The sequence below is a fragment of the Enterobacter sp. ECC-175 genome, from assembly GCF_043968675.1.
Lineage (GTDB): Bacteria > Pseudomonadota > Gammaproteobacteria > Enterobacterales > Enterobacteriaceae > Enterobacter.
On the sequence record NZ_CP143776.1, the window covers coordinates 3,327,990 to 3,345,942 of the forward strand.

Consider the following 17,953-nt stretch of genomic DNA (forward strand, 5'->3'; position numbering starts at 1 on the left):
TCACGCCAGTTTAGGGAAGGTCGCGATCTTTTTTTGCAGCTGATGCTCGCTGCTTTGCGGAGAAATGTCCCGCAGATCGCGTATAAACCGCGCCTGCCAGTGGTTGATGTCGTTCTTACGCAGGGTGTCCATCATTTCCGCGTGGCGCGAGATGCGTTCCGTCAGCGGCATGGTTAGCGCACGGTTGAGCGCGTTAGCCACGTCATCGCTGTCGTAAGGGTTTACGATCAGCGCCGACGTCAGTTCATTTGCCGCACCGGCAAACTGTGACAGCACCAGCACGCCGGGGTCGGCAGGATCTTGTGCTGCAACATACTCTTTTGCCACCAGATTCATCCCATCGCGCAGGGGCGTTACCAGCCCCACGTCCGCATAGCGATATACCTTCATCAGGATCTTACGTTCGAAGTGCTGGTTCAGATAGAACAGCGGCGTCCAGCCGAGCTGGCCGTAGCGGCCGTTGATGCGCCCGGCTTCCGTTTCCAGCTGATGGCGGATGTCCTGATACGCCTGGACTTCCCCGCGGGAGGTTGGCGCGATTTGCGTATAGCGGATTTTACCGTGGTGCTGAGGGTATTTATCCAGCAGCGTTTCATAAGCCAGAAAACGCTCCGGCAGGCCTTTGGAATAGTCCAGCCGCTCGACCGAGAAGATATTCTGCACGTGCTTAAGCTCGTTCTTGAGCTGCGCCAGCTTCGGCGGAAGCGGGCCCGAGGCCTGCTCGGCGATCTCGTCCGGCTCGATGCCGATCGGGTAGACCTCGGTGTGGAACGATTTGCCCCATGCGGTATGCGTTTTACCGCCGTTCGTCACCAGGCGCGTCTTGCCCGAAATGCTGTCGAGGAACGCCAGGCGGTCGTTTTCCGTCTGGAAGCCCAGCAGATCGTAATCCGCCATCGCCTCAAGTAGCTCCTCGTGCGGCGGCAGCGCGGTGAAGATCTCCGGCGTTGGGAACGGAATATGCAGGAAGAACCCGATGCGGTTATTCACGCCGCGCTTTCTGAGCTCTTTGGCAAACGGCAGCAGGTGATAATCGTGGATCCATAAAATATCGTCTTCCTTGAGCAGCGGCAGCAGTTTATCCGCCAGCAGCGCATTCACGCGCATATACCCTTCAAACGATTCGCGCTGAAACTTAACCAGATCCAGACGGTAATGGAATGCAGGCCACAGGACGGCGTTCGAGAAGTCGCTGTAATAATCCTTGTGATCCTTCTCGTTCAGGGCAAAGGAAGCCCAGGTGATATTGTCCTGCGTTACCCGATCGAGGGGTTTATCATCTTCACTGATTTCACCGTTCCAGCCAAACCACAGGCCCCCTGCGGCTTTTAAGGCACCTAATACCCCAACCGCCAGGCCACCCGCGCTGGCTTTTTTATCGTCCGGCGGTGCGATGCGGTTAGAGACGACGACTAAGCGACCCATAATGATTTCTCCCGTTGTGTTGCGCTATTTGTTGTTGTTGCTGGTTAGCGACGTTATCTATCCACTGCCAGACGCCGGCAACGCTGCCCAGACGCCATTTGGCAGCCGTGTCTCCAGGCCCAATCTTGACGGCGATCCCTCCGGCCTGGTTGACGACCCTAAAGCCGGCCTCATCGGTGAGATCGTCACCAAAGAAGACCGGCGTTCTGCCCTTAAACGGCTCTTCAGCCATAAATGCGCCGATGGCGGCGCCTTTGTTGATCCCTTCCGGCTTGATCTCTACCACGCATTTACCCGGCTGGAGCGCCAGCTCCGGGTGCGCATCGGCCAGGCTTCTGGCGAGGGCAACGATCGCCGCCTCGTGGTGAGGCGCCTGGCGATAGTGCAACGCAAACGCCATGCCTTTGGCCTCCAGCTCGGTGCCGGGAAGCGCGTCGAGTGCCGATGAAAGATGCGCGTGCAGCGCCGAAATCAAGGCGTCGGGGAGTGAAACAATATGCAGTTGATCATGGATATCGCGGCGCTCCGCTCCGTGCACACCGGCCAGCGGAAAGTGGTATGGACTGGCGAGCACGTCCAGCTCGGCCATTGAGCGCCCTGAAATCAATGCCAGTGCTCCCGCGTTCATCAGCGAGAGCTGATGCAAATTCTCCAGAACAGCATCCGGTATCACGACGTCATCCGGATGGGGTTTAATCCCGGCGAGCGTGCCGTCGAGGTCAAAAAAATAGGCATAGTTTCCGGTTGGTACAGGCGGTGCGGTTAACAGGTCAGCCACCCTTTTCCTCCTTACTGGTTTAGGGACGGGTAAAAATCTTTACCCCCTTCATAGCCATGTAAGTATAGAAAGTGTGACGGCGCTCGCCATTTGGCAACCGCCCCGCCGGGGAAACTGGCGGGGCGGCAGGAGGCTCAGCCAGGATTAATAGTTGAGCATAAATCGAACGGGGAAATGCTCAGACGGTACGCTTCGCTTTTTGCTTGTAACGGTCGAATATCACCGCCGCCAGCAGGATCAGGCCACGCACGACGTACTGCGAGAACGGCGAAATATTCAGCAGGTTCATGGCGTTCTCCACGGTCCCCAGAATCAGGATACCGGCCACCACATATGAGATTTTTCCGATGCCGCCTTTCAGAGAAACCCCACCCAGCACGCAGGCTGAAATGACGATCAGCTCGTATCCGATGGAGGTCATCGGCTGGCCGCTGGTCATGCGCGAGGCCAGAATAATCCCCGCCGCGGCGGAGACCAGCCCGGAAAGCACAAAGATGATGATCTTGGTGCGCACGACGGGAACGCCCGCCAGGCGCGCCGCCTCCTCGTTGCCGCCGATGGCCAGGGTGTTGCGGCCGAACGTGGTGCGGTTAAGCAGGAAGCCAAACACGATCAGGCAGGCCACCGTCAGCCAAATCGGCGCGGGCAGGCCCAGCCAGTTGGCGTACCCGAGGGTGAAGAAGCGCTCGTCTTCAATCCCCACCGCTTTACCGTCAGAGATAATGTAGGCCAGCCCGCGCACGATTTGCATCGTCGCAAGCGTGGTGATCAGGGCGTTAATCTTCAGGCGGGCAATGACGAAGCCGTTTACCAGGCCGCTTAGCACGCCCAGCATCAGCCCCGCAAAGACGCCAATCCACAGGCTTTCGGTCATGTTGATGACCACCGCGGCGGTCACGCCCGCGCAGGCAATCACCGAGGCCACGGAGAGGTCGAAATCACCGGAGGCCAGGCAGAACAGCATGCCGCACGCCACCATCCCGGACATTGAGATAGCCAGCCCCAGGCCCTTCATGTTGATGAAGGTGGCAAAGTTCGGTACGAAAATCGCGCAGGCGAGGAACAGCACCGCAAACACCACCAGCATGCCGTAGTGATCCCAGATGCGCCCAAGGCTGAAGGCCGACTTCGGCGTACCGGTTGTAGTAACAGAGGACATCATTAGCTCCTTACTCAGGCGACAGCCTGGCTGACTTTAGGCATGGCGAGACTCAAGGCCCGCTGTTCATTCGCCTGCTCATGCAGTAACTCCCCGGCGATTTCGCCTTCGCGCATCACCACGATGCGGTCGGCCACGCCAAGCACCTCAGGCAGATCGCTGGAGGCGAACAACACCGCCACGCCGCGCTTTGCCAGTTCATATATCACGTTGTAGATTTCGTGCTTCGCCCCAACGTCAATCCCGCGCGTCGGCTCGTCGAGCAAAATCACCTTCATCTCTTCCGACAGCCAGCGGCCGAGGATCGCCTTCTGCTGGTTGCCGCCGGAAAGGTTCATGATCAGCTGCTCCGCGCCCGGCGTTTTGATATTGAGCGAGCGGATATGGCGGTCGGCATTGCTCTCCTCCCAGCCGTCGTTAATCAGGCAGCCCGCGCGGATGTTTTTGCGCCGCGCCGAAATGTTGATGTTGTCCCGCACCGAGTGGACCGGGATGATGCCGTCGGCTTTCCTGTCCTCCGGGCAGAGCATCATCCCCGCGCGGATGGCGTGGGCGGGCTTCTGGATATCCACCGCCTCGCCGTCGATAAACACCTGCCCGCCGGTGATGCGCGTGCCGCCGAACAGCCCTTTCATCAGCTCGCTGCGCCCGGCGCCCACCAGGCCGAAAAGGCCGACGATTTCGCCGCTGCGCACCGTCAGGCTCACCGGCATGCGCACCCCAGCCGCTTTGACCTGCTCCAGGCGCAGCCGCTCGCCGCCGTACTCGCGCGGCTGCCTGTGGTAAATGTCGCCCAGCTCGCGCCCCACCATTGCCTGCACCAGCACGTCGTGGTTGACCTGCGCCATGTCGTCGAATGTGCGCACGTAGCGCCCGTCCTTAAAGACCGTGATCGCGTCGCTGAGGGCAAAAATCTCCTCCATGCGGTGCGAAACATAGAGGATCACGCGGCCCTCTTTGCGCAGCTCGCGGATCACGCGGAACAGGTTTTCAATCTCCCGCGCCGACAGCGAGCTGGTCGGCTCGTCAAAGGCGATGACCTTGGCGTTGCGCGCCAGCGCCTTGGCGATCTCGACCATCTGCCACTGGCCGATGGAAAGGTACTTCAGCGGCGTTTGCGGATCGATGTCCAGGCCCAGATGCTGCAGCTGCAGCCCCGCTTCGTAGTTGAGCAGCGAGCGGTTGACCAGCCCGCCCCGGTGGGGAAGCTGGCCTAGGTAGATGTTCTCGGCGACGGTCATCTCCGGGATCAGATGCAGCTCCTGATAGATGATCGCCACCCCGGCGTTCAGCGCCTCGGTGGTATTGGCAAACGCCAGCTCTTCACCGCGGAGCGCGATCGCGCCGGTGGTCGGCGCATAGTTACCGCTGAGGATTTTGAGCAGCGTGGATTTTCCCGCACCGTTTTCCCCCATCAGGGCGTGAACCTGACCGGCATAGCAGTCAAAGCTGATATCGGTCAGCGCGTTAACGCCGGGGAACGTCTTGCCGATGCCGCGAAACGAAAGATACGGATCAGACTGTTGCATAACGTCTCCGTGAGTCGTGTTGTGTGAACGTCTGGCCCCTCACGGCGCGCGAGGGGCGCAATCACGGCGTATTACTTACCGCCCAGTCCTTTTTTCGCTAGCTCTTCCTTGAAGTTGTCGCGGGTGATCAGCACCACGTCGGTCACTTCGGTGAATTTCGGCGGCTCTGCCCCTTTGGTGACCCAGTTGTAGAGCATTTCGCTGGACTTATAGCCGTGCACGTCCGGGCTTGGCAGCAGCGAGCCAAAGAAGCCGGTGGCCTGCGCTTTGGAAAGCTCGCTCACCGCATCGACGCCGTTAATGCCGATACCGATCACGTCAGGCGCCTTAAAGCCCTGTCCTTCCGTTGCGCGCACGCCGCCCAGCACGGTGTTGTCGTTCATGCCGACCACCAGCCAGTGTTTGACTTCCGGATGCTGAACCAGCATGGAGTTAGCGGCATCGAATGCGCCCGGGATATCGTTAGATTTGGTAGGCACTTTGTAGATCTGTTTTTCCGGGAACCCGGCCGCCTTCAGGGCCTCCATCGAGCCGGAGGTGCGGCGGCGCGCGGTGTCGAGCTCATCGGCAGTAATCGCCATGACGCCGGTCTCTTTCACGTCCCACCCGCGCTTTTGCATCTCCTTATAGAGTTCTTGCCCCTGACGCTCGCCGATTTTGGTCGCCGCCATCATGACCAGCGGGACCGTATCCATCGGCTTGCCCTTAGCGTTTACGAACTGGTCGTCAACGGCGATAACCTTCATATCGTAGCCGCGCGCTTTCGCCATAATGGCGGAGCCCAGTTTCGGATCCGGCGTACAGATGACGAACCCTTTCGCGCCGCTGGCCGCCAGGCTGTCGATGGCGTTCAGCGTTTTTTCCCCGTCAGGCACGGCGATTTTGATGACGTCAAACCCCAGGTCTTTCCCGGCCTTATCGGCAAATTTCCATTCGGTCTGGAACCAGGGCTCTTCAGGCTGCTTGACCAAAAAGCCCAGCTTTAAATTTTCGGCGATAGCGGATTGTGACATAACGGCGGCGAGGCCAATGGCCGCCAGCGCTTTAGTGAATTTGTGCATGGTTAACTCCAGCTTTAGCGTTTTAATCTGTAGGGAATATCAGCGTGTTTCTTATTTAATCGGACGTAAAACAAGGCATTAGCGCTTAACGGGTGATAAGCGTGAGTGCTGGGATAGTTTTAGCGGGAAATTAATCATCCATAAGAGAGCGGCATCACACCGCAGAATTACAGTAATTGCGTACATAAATTCAGCGGAAAAAGACATAAAAAAGGCCGCTTTTGTCCTACAAATAGCAGTGGGTTAAGCAGAATTATCCATAAGATCAGTCAGGACGTCCCTGTCTGCCGGGCGCCGCTGCGCCCGGCGGGAAAATTACCAGCGGTAATAGATGTGATCCGCGTGGTCGCGTACGGGCGTTTCGTCCCCCAGCAGCCGCGCAGCGAGCGTCAGCGCAAAGTCGAAGGCGTGCCCCAGCCCTTTGCCGCTGATCAGATTTTTATCCTCAACAACCGGTGCATCAACGTACTGCCCGTCATCGACGGATTGCCATAGGTCGCCCGAGCAGACGTAGCGCCGCCCCTTCAGCAGGCCGTTACCGCCGAGCACGCGCGCTGCCGCGGAGCAGATCGGGCAAATGAGCTTTCCACTTTCATCGTGCGCGGCCACGAAGCGTATGACCTCCCGACTGGCTGCAAGATTATGGCTCCCCTGCGGCCCGCCGGGCAGTACAACGGCGTCATAGCGCGTTGCCATTCGCTCGGATAACGTGCTGTCGGCCACCATCGGGATGTTGTGGTAGCTCACCACCGCGCGCGAGTCGGCGCAGGCCAGCGTTTCGACGTCAATCTGCAAACGGCGCAGTATATCAATCGTGATAACGGCTTCCGCCTCTTCGAAACCAGGAGCGAGCAGTACGGCCACTTTCTTCATTTTTCAACCTCAATAATTCAGCAATTAAAACAATGTTTCATTTTATTATCATGCGTCTACACATTCTCCCGTGACGATCACACTTCACTGAATAAGAGGCAAAATGATCTGTATCAATTTTCACCCTGCATAATATATTTTCAACGATTAGTCTGAATTGCTTTTTTGATTCAGAATTTTCGCTATGCCGCAAACTGCCGCGTCAATCAAACCTGCCAACGAAAGACGATATATACAATAAAATCAATATTTTAATTAATTTATAATTTCTCAGATAATGTTGAAATTTTCAACTATATTAAACATTGTAATGTACGGTAAACACAGCCTACTTAAGAGTTTTCTTAGACCTATGATGAAGGTATGCTTATTTATAGTGCACACGGGAAGTGAATTAAGGTCATGTATTTTTCAGCAGCAAAACCCTTTATGTAATCAGGTCACGTGCGGCTCTGGACGTTAATCTCCCCCTCAGGGTTGACTAGCTTTTCACCGGCCTCACGCTCTATAAGGATATTTGTATGGCTACTCAAACGATGATTCAAAAATTGAACGCCCAGATGAACCTGGAGTTCTACGCTTCAAATTTGCACCTCTCGCTGAGCAAGTGGTGTTCCGAAAATAGCCTGTTGGGTACGGCAACTTTCTTTCGTACCCAGGCGCAAAATAACGTGACGCACATGATGCGCGTTTTCAACTTTATGAAAAACGCCGGGGGTAACCCCATTGTGAAAGCACTCGACGCGATGGACGATGATTACGATTCCCTGGAAGCATTGTTCCAGAAAACGCTGGAGGAGCACGAGCAGCGCCGCCTTACCCTCAGCAGCCTGGCGGCAGAGGCAAAGGCGCAGCACGACAGCACCACGCTGAATTTCCTGCGCGACATGGATAAAGAGCAACGCCTGGACGGCGCGCTGCTTAAGACGCTTGCTGAAGAAATTCGCAGCGCAAAACGCGCGGGAATTTGTCAGGAGCAGACCGATCGCCATCTTCTTGAGATTGCAACCGAGCAGCAGCACTGATCCACGCCGTCTGTCGCCCGCTCTCCCGATATGCGGGCGACAGCCTCCCGGTTAATCTGATTCTCCCTCCCCTATCTGCCAGCAACCCCCTGCTTTTATTCAGTTTTAACAAATCAGATCTCGCTCCCAATGAATAACCCTACATCGTGTAATGATTTACATAATTTCATTATCATCGACGAGGGAGCATCATGATCACCATTGAGTTTATTGTTATTATCCTCTGCCTGCTGGTGGGAACGCGGTATGGCGGCATGGGGCTTGGGCTGATAAGCGGCATCGGCCTGTTTATCCTGACGTTCGCGTTTGGCTTACAGCCGGGCAAACCGCCGGTCGACGTGATGCTGACCATTCTCGCCGTCATTGGCTGCGCGGCCACGCTGCAAACCGCCGGCGGCCTGAACGTGATGATGCAGTTTGCCGAGCGCCTGCTGCGCAAACATCCCCAGCACATCACCCTTCTCGCGCCGTTTACCACCTGGACGCTAACCTTTCTCTGCGGCACCGGGCACGTTGTGTACACCATGTTTCCCATCATCGCCGACATCGCGCTAAAAAAAGGCATCCGCCCCGAGCGCCCCATGGCCGTGGCCTCCGTTGCGTCGCAAATGGCCATCACCGCGTCTCCCGTTTCGGTCGCCGTGGTCTCACTGGTGTCCATTCTGGCCGCTCAGCACGGCATCGGCCAGGGCTGGGGAATTCTTGAAATTCTGGCGGTGTCCGTACCGGCCTCGCTGTTTGGCGTGGCGATCGCCGCGCTCTGGAGCCTGCGTCGCGGCAAAGACCTGGCGGACGACGCCGAGTTCCAGCAAAAGCTCACCGATCCGAAGCAGCGGGAGTTTATCTACGGCGGTACGGAAACCCTGATGAATCAGCGGTTCCCTAAGCAGGCCTACTGGTCAACCTGGATTTTCTTCGCCGGGATCGCGGTGGTTGTGCTGCTGGGCGCGCTGCCCGACCTGCGTCCGGCCTTCGAGGTGAAGGGCAAAATGACCGCCCTGTCGATGAACCTCGTCATCCAGATGATGATGCTGATTGCCGGTGCGGTCATGCTGATCGCCTGTAAGGTAAACGCGGCAGCGATCTCCAGCGGCGCGGTGTTTAAGGCCGGCATGGTGGCGATTTTCTCGGTGTTTGGCGTGGCGTGGATGAGCGATACGTTTTTCCAGGCGCACCTGGACGAGCTGAAAATGGCGCTGGAAGGCGTGGTAAAAAGCCATCCCTGGACCTACGCCATCGTGCTGTTTCTGGTGTCCAAGCTGGTGAACAGCCAGGCGGCGGCGCTGACGGCCGTCGCGCCGATGGGGCTGATGCTGGGGGTTGAGCCGAAGATGCTGATCGCCTTCTTCCCCGCGTCCTACGGGTACTTTGTGCTGCCAACCTATCCCAGCGACCTGGCCTGCATTGGCTTCGACCGTTCAGGAACGACCCGCATCGGCAAGTTTATCATCAACCATAGCTTTATCCTGCCGGGGCTGATTGGCGTGAGCTGCGCCTGCGCGGCGAGCTACCTGCTGGTGCAGACCTTCTTCTGATGCAGCCGAAGGGCGACATCGCGGTCGCCCTACGTCATGGCCTAGTGGGACTCGCCCTGCGGCGTGAAGCGCAGCTCAATCAGCGCAATGGCCTTCTGGATCGCACGGAGCGTAACCGGATCGGCCGCCGCGGGATGGCTGGCGAAATCGATGTTTTTCAGCTGCGTGGACATCTTTTCACGCACTTCGACCGGGGCGATAACGTCAAGGACGTCGAGGATTTGCTTAATGACCAGCTGGCATGCAACGACGTCAGACACCAGTTCCTGATCGGCGCTCAGGTTTTGCGACATGGGGGTTCTCCTTTTTCAAAGGCGGTCATAGTAGCAAAACGCGCGCCCCGACATCTCCCCCGAGCGAGGCGCAGAGACAAAAAAACCTGCCGAAGCAGGTTTTTTCATCAAAACATCGCGCCCGGCGGAACGTCTTTGAAGGTTTTGCAGTAGTTCGCCCACATGCTTTTCAGGATTTTGCGCAATTTCATGATGGTGCTCCGGTAACGTGGTGTGCAGGTATTATTGTCAATGCGCTTATAATATGACCATCATCACAAAAATCAATCTTTTTGTGATGCACATCACACTTATGGATAGGTTACGGCGGAGTGGAGTGACTACGAGGGGGTATATGCCGAACGGCGCAGCGCCGCCCGGCGGGGATCGGTTAGCCAACGATGCCGCGCACGAACGCGTCGATCGCTTTATCCTGGCAGTTTTCAAAGAAGCACTGCTGGAAGCGCTGGCCGGAGACCGCGGTCTTCACCAGTTCAGGATCGATGGCGCGCAGCGTGTCCAGATAGTTCTCTTTCACGACGGCCGCTTTGACCTGGTTAAGAATACCGGCGTTGCGCACCTGAGGTTCTTTACGCTCCGGCGGGTAGCCTTCGCCGTTGCGGCCGGTGAACGCTTTTTCAAAGATAAAGCGCACGTTCAGCTCCGCTCCCCAGCCAAAGCCTTTGGCAAACGGCAGCGAGAGCGCGTTGCCGTTGTTGATCTGGGCAAACAGGAACGCATCGGCCGGATCGATGCAGTAGCCGCACACGACGCCCGGATGAATGTTCAGGGACATCAGCGCCCCCTGCCCGGTGCCGCACCCGGTCACGACAAAGTCCACGGCCTTTGAGTTCAGCAGAATGCTCGCCATTATGCCCAGATGGATGTAGGTCAGATGATGATCGTTCTCGTCGCTCATGCCCACGTTATAAACCGGGAAGCCTTTTTCATCCGCGACGGTCCTGAGTTCGTTAAGAACGATCGCATTTTTGGCTGCCTGGCTGTTTTCCATCATCAGTGCAATTTTCATTCGTTTCTCCTGAATGCGTGGCGGGACATCCCGCTTTGGATACCTTTACGCTATTACCTTACTATCACCCAAACAACATTTCAAATTATATGAAAAGATGTTTTAAAAAATAAAGATAACCTCACAGTTTTACGAACCGTCGCCCGCCGCGCAAACGTTAATATAAAGTAAAAAATCGCTACTCCCGGCCTCGCCACTTAGCTAGACTTCATCTCAAGACAATAATGCCACATGGGGATACCTGTGAATCTGCGACGCGGGAAGCCACGCACCGTCTCACTCCTCTTTATCTTCTCCTTATTCTGGGCTTGCAGCCCGTTTCTTCATGCCGCTGAGCCAGATAAGCCGGTCCCCGTCTGGATTTATGATGCCAATGATTTCGAATCCTGGCGCACGCCGCAGGGCGAGCTGCGCGGCTTCTACCCCGATTTGATCGCCGCCATTAATAAGAAGCTCGGCACGCGCCTTGAGCTAAAGCCGCTTTCGGGCAGCGATATCGGGCAGCGCTTTGCCCACGACGACTACGGCATCTACGCGGGCGTATTGAGGACGGAGAAACGCGCCAGAACCAAGATCCTTTCCGCGCGCCTGTTTGATAATGAAGTGGTCGCGGCAAGCCCGTCGATGACGGTCACCAGCGTGGAGCAGCTCAACCACGCGCGCGTCCTGTTTCGCCGGGACGACGCCACGCTCGAAGGCGTGCAGCAGCGCTATCCCAATCTCACCTTCCGCGCGCTGAGGCTCGTCTCTTCGAGCGATGAGGCCTTTAGGCTGCTTGCCGATCGCGAGGCTGATTTTTATATCAATGATGCCTCAGAGATGGAGAACACCCAGCGCTATTACCTTATCTCCCGCCCCTTCCCCGAGCTGCGCATACCTGTCGTGCTGGGCTTTAGCCCCGAGCTGCTCCCCCTGCGCGAGAAAATTAATACCTTTATCGCCGAATGGCACCGCAGCGGAGAGCTGCAAAAGTCCCTCGACGAGAGCAGACGAAACTATCTGCTGAGCCGCATCGTCATTTCGCCGACGGAAAAGCGCTGGATCGCCACCCATCGGCTGAGCGTCACGCTGCCGAAAAATGAAAACTTTGCGCCGCTGATCTGGAAGGACCGCCAGGGCTATCACGGAACGGCCATTGACCTGATTAACGACATGCGCGACCTGCTGGGCCTGACGGTCGACGTCCACTACGTCGATAATTACACCCGCGCGCTCCGAGGCGAGGCCTGGCCGGTGCGCCTGGTGGACATCGCCGAAAGCACCAGCCCGGAGCATGCCGCCGGGCGCATCGGCCCGGACGTTGCCTGGCACAACGCCTATTACAACCGCATCGGTCAGCCTTTCCTGTGGGATGAAGAGAGCGTGCGCAACCAGCGCGTCGGCGTGCTGGAAGGATCGTTTTCCGCCGCCTACCTGCGCCAGCGGTTTGGCAACGACGCAACCGTCGTGACGCGCCGCAGCGTCGACGCGCTTATCGATACCATTGAAAACAATAAAATTGATTACATTCTCGGCGACCTCAGCTCCCTTGAGTCGTCGCTGCGGGGAAACGAGCTGTTCCGCGGCGTGCTGAAAGTGGCCGGGGTGACGCGAACGGAATTTGTCATTGGCCCATGGGTACAGCCGGATCACCCGCTGTTCAGCCTGCTGTCGCAAATCCATCGCCTCTCTGAATTCAGAACCCAAATTGAACGCCGGGAGGAGCAAAGCGCCTTCCCGGAACTCACCCGCAACACGCTGAAGGTCATCAGCGTGATGTTGCTGATAACGGTGCTGTTCAGCCTCGGCATGCTGTTAATGATGCGCCGCCATATCAGGCAGAACCGCATCGTGAACCGCAACATGGTTCAGGCGCTGGAAAAGATTAACCGCGCCCACGATGACGAAACCGGAAGCCACATTCAGCGGGTGGCGCAGTACTGCGGCCTGATGGCGCGCGAGCTGGGCCTTTCGCGCAGGATGATTCGGGATATCGAACATTTCGCCTCCCTTCACGACGTGGGTAAAATTGCCGTCCCGGACCGCATACTGCGCAAGCAAGGCCCGCTCACGGCAGAAGAGTTTGAGGAAATGAAGCTCCACACCCTCAAGGGCTGGCGCATCATCCAGGGGCTTGGGCTGGGCGCGATAGCCGAGAATATCATTCACTTCCACCATGAAAAATGGGACGGCAGCGGTTATCCGCAGGGGTTACGCGGTGAACAGATCCCGCTTGAGGCGCGGATACTGGCGCTGGCGGACGTCTATGACGCGCTCCGGCAAAAGCGGGTGTATAAACCGAGCTTTACGCACGAGCGCGCCTGCGAGCTGATACTCGAAGGTGCCGGACGGCATTTCGACCCGCAGCTGATCGCCCTGTTCCGCCAGCACCACCTGCGGTTCAAAGCCATTTTTGACAGCATGGCCGATTAACCCGCCCCGTTAAAAAGAGAGAGGGCAGATTGTCCGGCTATTCCTGCCATTGTGCCGGACGTCTGCAGGTACGATAGGGTATCTTCATTCACCAATGAGCGACATATGAACAAATTATTCGTTGCCGGTGCCCTCCTGCTGCTCGCGGGATGCAGCGTGACCCGCCAGGCTGAGGTAAGCAATAAGGATGCGCCAAACGGCATCGTTCGCCTCGACTACGGCCAGGCCATGCTGCAAAACGCCCGATACGATGAGTATGTGACGAACGGCACCGCGGCTAAAGCCTGTCAAAGCATGGGGTATGCCACCGCGTCCGCCTACGGACAGCCCATCACCACCTGCAGCCTGACGAGCGGCTCCGTGTGCCTGAACGACACCATCACCCTCCAGTACAAATGCATGGGCTATGCCGTTAACCCGAGCGCAGCGAATCCATGGTATTAATTAATGCTGCCAGCGCCGCTGGCAGTTTTGCTGATTAAGAACGTAAGTAATTCGCATTAATAAATAACATATTCCGCTAATGCGTTTTATTCCCATTCGTATTTTTAATAAATGAAAGTATTTATTTTACTTTTTGCAAATAATTAAATAACAAATTATAGTGTCGCCCATCGTCATTCAGACATAATAAAACGGAGCGGCACCATGTTGAAAAATGAAATGATCGACAAGCTTAATGCGCAAATGAACCTTGAGCTATTTTCCTCTCTGCTCTATCAGCAGATGAGCGCGTGGTGCAGCTTCCACAGCCTTGAAGGCGCCGCCGCGTTTTTGCGCCGCCACGCGCAGGAAGAGATGACGCACATGCAGCGCCTGTTTGATTATCTTACGGATACCGGCAGCCTGCCGCGCATCGAAACGGTCCAGTCTCCCTTCGCGGAGTATGCGTCTCTGGACGAGCTGTTCCGGGCGACCTACGAGCACGAGCAGCTAATTACCCAGAAAATTAACGAGCTGGTTCACGCCGCGATGACCAGCCAGGATTATCCTACCTTTAATTTCCTGCAGTGGTATGTTGCCGAGCAGCATGAAGAAGAGAAGCTGTTTAAATCCGTGCTGGATAAACTCTCTCTGGCGGGCAAATCCGGCGAAGGTCTTTACTTTATCGATAAAGAACTGGCGACGCTCGATACGCAGAATTAATAATAAAAACGGTGCTGTTCTTTCAGCACCGTTTTTATTTATGCGGCCACATTTTCTTTTTCGCGTTGAATCCTCTTCTCCCGCAGTAATTTCTCCTTCACCGCCCGCTCTTTAGGTCCAGCTCAACACTGTAATTTTATCGTTACACGCCTTGTAACGCTGATTTGACGAGTGTGCACTTTTCCCTTACTCTGCGCCGCAGAATTGGTCGCGATACGGCACCGTTGTAGAGGAAAGCGTGAAAAACAGAACTCTGGGAAGTATTTTTATCGTTGCGGGTACGACGATTGGCGCAGGAATGCTGGCGATGCCGCTGGCGGCAGCAGGCGTTGGGTTTAGCGTGACATTACTGCTGCTGGGCGGCCTGTGGGCGCTGATGTGCTACACCGCCCTGCTGCTGCTTGAGGTTTACCAGCACGTTCCGGCCGATACCGGGCTCGGCTCGCTTGCCGCGCGCTACCTCGGGCGCTATGGCCAGTGGATCGCGGGCTTTAGCATGATGTTCCTGATGTACGCGCTGACCGCGGCCTACATCAGCGGCGCCGGCGAGCTGATTGCCTCCAGCATTAACGACGGGTTCGGTACTTACCTCACGCCCACAGCGGGGGCCATTTTCTTTGCCCTCATCGGCGGCGGCGTGGTTTGCGTCGGCACGTCGCTGGTCGATCTGTTCAACCGCTTCCTGTTCAGCGCCAAGATCGTTTTCCTTGTCGTGATGCTGGCCCTTCTCGCGCCGCACGTGCACAAGGTCAACCTGCTGACGATGCCGCTTGAAAAAGGGCTGGCGCTTTCCGCCATCCCGGTAATTTTCACCTCGTTTGGCTTCCACGGCAGCGTGCCGAGCATCGTCAGCTATATGAATGGCGATACCCGCAAGCTGCGCCGCGTGTTCGTTATCGGCAGCGCGATCCCGCTGATTGCCTATATCTTCTGGCAGCTGGTGACGCTGGGCAGCATTGACTCCTCAACCTTTGTTGGGCTAATGGCGGAGCACTCCGGGCTGAACGGTTTCCTGGTGGCGCTGCGCAACGTGGTGACCTCGTCTCACGTTGAGCTGGCCGTGCATCTGTTTGCCGACCTGGCGCTGGCCACCTCCTTCCTCGGCGTGGCGCTCGGCCTGTTTGATTATCTGGCCGACCTTTTCCAGCGCCGCAACACCGTTGCCGGACGTTTACAGACCGGGGCGATCACCTTCCTACCGCCGCTGGCCTTTGCGCTGTTTTATCCGCGCGGGTTTGTGATGGCGCTGGGGTATGCGGGCGTGGCGCTCTCCGTGCTGGCCCTGCTGCTGCCGTCGCTACTGGCGTGGAAAAGCCGCCAGCAGCATCCTGAGCAAGGCTATCGCGTAGCGGGAGGCAAACCGCTGCTGTGCATCGTGTTCGCCTGCGGCGTGGCGATTATTCTGGTGCAGTTCCTGATCGCAGCGGGGCTGCTGCCGGAAGTGGGGTAAGAATACGGGGCGCATCATGCGCCCCGTATTTTTTCAGTGCAAACAACAGCTCTTAAACTTCTTCCCACTCCCGCAGGGACAGGGATCGTTACGTCCGACCTTCGTGCCGTTAACGATCGGCTTTTGCGCCTCGGGCTGCTGCGGATTCTCAACCCAGTAGTTGTACAGGCGAAGCGCCGCTGGCTGAATGCGTTCAATGCTGGCGGTGTACTCCTCTTCGGTCAGCTCGTCCAGCGTCTCGCTGTACTCTTCCGACCCGTGCAGCGCAATCGCGTCAAGATCCGCCTTCAGCGCGTCCGGCAGTGCGGACCAGTCGGTCAGCGCAACGCCGCGCATGTAGCCGTAGCACCACTCTTCCACCACCGTAAAGCTCTGTCCGTCCACGTCGTTAAAGCCAAACATCGGCTCAAACTGATCCGGGTACTCGCTCAGACGCTCGGCGATATCGTTCATATGCTTGAAGCAGAGATCGATAAAACGGTTCATCTCACGATCGTTTTTCCAGCGCGGGATGTGCTTTTCGCCGCCCCAAACGGCAACCAGCCAGGTATCCGGCTCAACCACGCGCGGACCTGATAGCACTGCGGTAAGCATGCCGTCGAGCTCGGACACGTCAATCACGGACGCATCGTCATGGCCGTAGGACATGAGCGTCTCTTCCAGCCATGCCATTTCGCTTTCATTTAATGGGCCTTCCGTCATTGCTGTCACTCCTGATAAAAAAGGAAACGATCCTGACACAGTTCATCCCGCATGCCTATCTGAAGTTTAGGCCTTTATTGCTGCATAAATGTGCAAATCGTGACGCTTGCACAACTTATGGGCATCGTTGTTAACGAGATGTGATCTCCGCTGTAATTTCACGCTCTCCCGCAGGGCGGCGCGAAACGGCGCTCTATACTCAACGTGTCGCAACCCGCTCTCTGCGGTTGGCCCTTCTGGCAACATTTTTGCTTATTGTTTTACGTGCCGACATGCACAAGGAAACCTCGCCGTAATAAGCAGGCTGATATTTGTGTCCCGCTCACTTGGTGCATTTTGTTCTTGCTTTTGTTTTTGGATTGACGACGCCGTCAGGCGCTCGGGTACAGACCGTGGTGCAAAAACCTCTTTGCTAAGGAACAACATAATGTCGCTGAAATTTATCAGAACTCCTCTCTCTCTCGTGCTGGCAGGCTGTCTGGTGACGGCGTTTTCCGCCCGGGCCGATATTGTTATAGGCGTTGCCGGACCGTTCACCGGGCCGAATGCCACCTATGGCGATCAGTACTGGCACGGGGCAACGCAGGCCGCGGAGGACATTAACGCGGCGGGCGGGATCAACGGCGAGAAAATTAAGCTGGTTCAGGGCGATGACGCCTGTGAACCTAAACAGGCCGTGGCCGTCGCTAACCGCCTTGTCGACCAGGACAAGGTGAAGGCCGTCGTGGGCCACTTCTGCTCCTCTTCCACCATGCCCGCCTCGGAGGTGTATAGCGATGCGGGGATCCTTGCCATCACTCCGGGCTCGACTAACCCGCTCATTACCGAACGCGGCATGAGCGATATGTTCCGCATGTGCGGGCGCGACGACCAGCAGGGCCAGGTCGCCAGCGATTTTATTATCGATAAGCTGAAGGCCAAACGCGTGGTCATCATCCACGATAAAGACACCTACGGACAGGGGCTGGCAGACGCCACCAAGGCCGCGCTGGCCAAGCGCGGCGTGCAGGACGTGATGTACGAAGGGCTATCGCGCGGCGAGAAAGATTTTAACGCCCTGGTCACCAAAATCGGCGCGCAAAAGCCGGACGTGGTCTTCTTCGGCGGCTGCCATCCGGAGGCCGGCCCGCTGGTGCGCCAGATGCGTGAACAAGGCCTGCAGGCGAAGTTCTTCTCCGGCGACTGCATCGTCAACGAAGAGATGGTAACCGCCGCCGGAGGTCCGCAGTACACCAACGGCATCTACATGACCTTTGGTAAAGATCCGCGCCTGATCCCGGACGGCAAAGCCGTTATCGAAAAATTCCGCGCGGGCAAGTTCGAGCCTGAAGGCTACACGCTTTACTCCTACGCCTCTATTCAGGCCATCGCCGCCGCGTTCAAGGCCACAAAGGGGACGGACTCCGCCAAGGCCAGCGAGTGGCTGAAGGCCAATCCCGTCGAGACCGTGATGGGCAAAAAGGCGTGGGACAGCAAGGGCGATCTGAAGGTCTCTGACTACGTGGTGTACCAGTGGGACGATAAAGGAAAGTATAAGGAAGTGCCGTAACGGGACG

The 17,953-nt window shown here is 57.0% G+C and carries 17 protein-coding genes; 7 read left to right on the forward strand and 10 right to left on the reverse strand.

Annotation, left to right across the window (positions count from 1 at the left end):
- From otsA to V1599_RS15880, 6 genes are all read right to left on the reverse strand, one after another.
- Positions 1–1,425: an alpha,alpha-trehalose-phosphate synthase gene (gene otsA, locus V1599_RS15855; protein ID WP_112010688.1), complete on the reverse strand. Its 1,425-nt coding sequence runs from the start codon at positions 1,423–1,425 to the stop codon at positions 1–3.
- On the reverse strand, positions 1,400–2,203 hold the full coding sequence (gene otsB, locus V1599_RS15860; RefSeq protein WP_395300397.1) for a trehalose-phosphatase: 804 nt from the start codon (positions 2,201–2,203) through the stop codon (positions 1,400–1,402). Before otsB ends, otsA begins: the two co-directional genes overlap by 26 nt.
- Positions 2,204–2,381: 178 nt before the next feature.
- Positions 2,382–3,362 carry an L-arabinose ABC transporter permease AraH gene (gene araH / locus V1599_RS15865; protein ID WP_112010686.1) on the reverse strand — a complete coding sequence of 327 codons (981 nt, stop codon included), beginning with the start codon at positions 3,360–3,362 and terminating at the stop codon, positions 2,382–2,384.
- 14 nt (positions 3,363–3,376) lie between these two features.
- Positions 3,377–4,891 (reverse strand): L-arabinose ABC transporter ATP-binding protein AraG, encoded by a 1,515-nt coding sequence (gene araG / locus V1599_RS15870; protein WP_395300398.1) that lies wholly within the window; start codon positions 4,889–4,891, stop codon positions 3,377–3,379.
- Between the two features lie 71 nt (positions 4,892–4,962).
- Entirely contained in the window at positions 4,963–5,952 is a 990-nt protein-coding gene (gene araF / locus V1599_RS15875; protein WP_112010684.1) for an arabinose ABC transporter substrate-binding protein AraF, read from the reverse strand.
- A 315-nt stretch (positions 5,953–6,267) separates the two neighbouring features.
- A complete protein-coding gene (locus tag V1599_RS15880; RefSeq protein WP_395300399.1) occupies positions 6,268–6,825 on the reverse strand; it encodes a DJ-1 family glyoxalase III in 558 nt (185 codons plus the stop codon).
- A 521-nt stretch (positions 6,826–7,346) separates the two neighbouring features.
- Between V1599_RS15880 and V1599_RS15885 the strand changes: the two genes are divergently transcribed.
- Both V1599_RS15885 and V1599_RS15890 read left to right on the forward strand, forming a co-directional pair.
- Positions 7,347–7,850, forward strand: a complete 504-nt coding sequence (locus V1599_RS15885; protein ID WP_112010682.1) for a non-heme ferritin-like protein — start codon at positions 7,347–7,349, stop codon at positions 7,848–7,850.
- A gap of 191 nt (positions 7,851–8,041) precedes the next feature.
- Positions 8,042–9,385: an anaerobic C4-dicarboxylate transporter gene (locus tag V1599_RS15890; RefSeq protein ID WP_395300400.1), complete on the forward strand. Its 1,344-nt coding sequence runs from the start codon at positions 8,042–8,044 to the stop codon at positions 9,383–9,385.
- 41 nt (positions 9,386–9,426) lie between these two features.
- Here V1599_RS15890 and V1599_RS15895 read toward each other — a convergent pair whose 3' ends face one another.
- The 3 genes from V1599_RS15895 to V1599_RS15905 form a co-directional block, all read right to left on the reverse strand.
- Positions 9,427–9,678, reverse strand: coding sequence for a DUF2766 family protein (locus V1599_RS15895; RefSeq protein ID WP_008500405.1), 252 nt, complete (start codon positions 9,676–9,678; stop codon positions 9,427–9,429).
- A gap of 107 nt (positions 9,679–9,785) precedes the next feature.
- The gene (gene azuC / locus V1599_RS15900) at positions 9,786–9,869 is read right to left on the reverse strand and encodes a stress response protein AzuC (protein WP_112010680.1); all 84 of its coding nucleotides are present in this window, start codon (positions 9,867–9,869) and stop codon (positions 9,786–9,788) included.
- Positions 9,870–10,048: 179 nt separating this feature from the next.
- A complete protein-coding gene (locus tag V1599_RS15905; protein ID WP_395300401.1) occupies positions 10,049–10,687 on the reverse strand; it encodes an RpiB/LacA/LacB family sugar-phosphate isomerase in 639 nt (212 codons plus the stop codon).
- A gap of 243 nt (positions 10,688–10,930) precedes the next feature.
- Here V1599_RS15905 and V1599_RS15910 point away from each other — a divergent pair, with 243 nt between their 5' ends.
- The 4 genes from V1599_RS15910 to tyrP all read left to right on the forward strand — a co-directional run bounded on the left by V1599_RS15910 (position 10,931) and on the right by tyrP (position 15,695).
- Positions 10,931–13,099, forward strand: a complete 2,169-nt coding sequence (locus V1599_RS15910) for an HD domain-containing phosphohydrolase (RefSeq protein ID WP_395300402.1) — start codon at positions 10,931–10,933, stop codon at positions 13,097–13,099.
- A 105-nt stretch (positions 13,100–13,204) separates the two neighbouring features.
- Positions 13,205–13,543, forward strand: coding sequence for a YecR family lipoprotein (gene yecR / locus V1599_RS15915; RefSeq protein WP_297120278.1), 339 nt, complete (start codon positions 13,205–13,207; stop codon positions 13,541–13,543).
- Between the two features lie 204 nt (positions 13,544–13,747).
- Positions 13,748–14,245 (forward strand): non-heme ferritin, encoded by a 498-nt coding sequence (gene ftnA / locus V1599_RS15920; RefSeq protein WP_395300403.1) that lies wholly within the window; start codon positions 13,748–13,750, stop codon positions 14,243–14,245.
- A 238-nt stretch (positions 14,246–14,483) separates the two neighbouring features.
- Positions 14,484–15,695, forward strand: a complete 1,212-nt coding sequence (gene tyrP / locus V1599_RS15925; protein ID WP_395300404.1) for a tyrosine transporter TyrP — start codon at positions 14,484–14,486, stop codon at positions 15,693–15,695.
- Between the two features lie 33 nt (positions 15,696–15,728).
- Here the strand turns inward: tyrP and V1599_RS15930 are convergent, their stop codons facing one another.
- On the reverse strand, positions 15,729–16,397 hold the full coding sequence (locus V1599_RS15930; protein WP_395300405.1) for a YecA family protein: 669 nt from the start codon (positions 16,395–16,397) through the stop codon (positions 15,729–15,731).
- 427 nt (positions 16,398–16,824) lie between these two features.
- On the opposite strand from V1599_RS15930, the gene V1599_RS15935 reads away from it, so the two are divergent.
- Positions 16,825–17,946: a branched-chain amino acid ABC transporter substrate-binding protein gene (locus tag V1599_RS15935; RefSeq protein ID WP_112010673.1), complete on the forward strand. Its 1,122-nt coding sequence runs from the start codon at positions 16,825–16,827 to the stop codon at positions 17,944–17,946.
- Positions 17,947–17,953 lie beyond the last annotated feature (7 nt).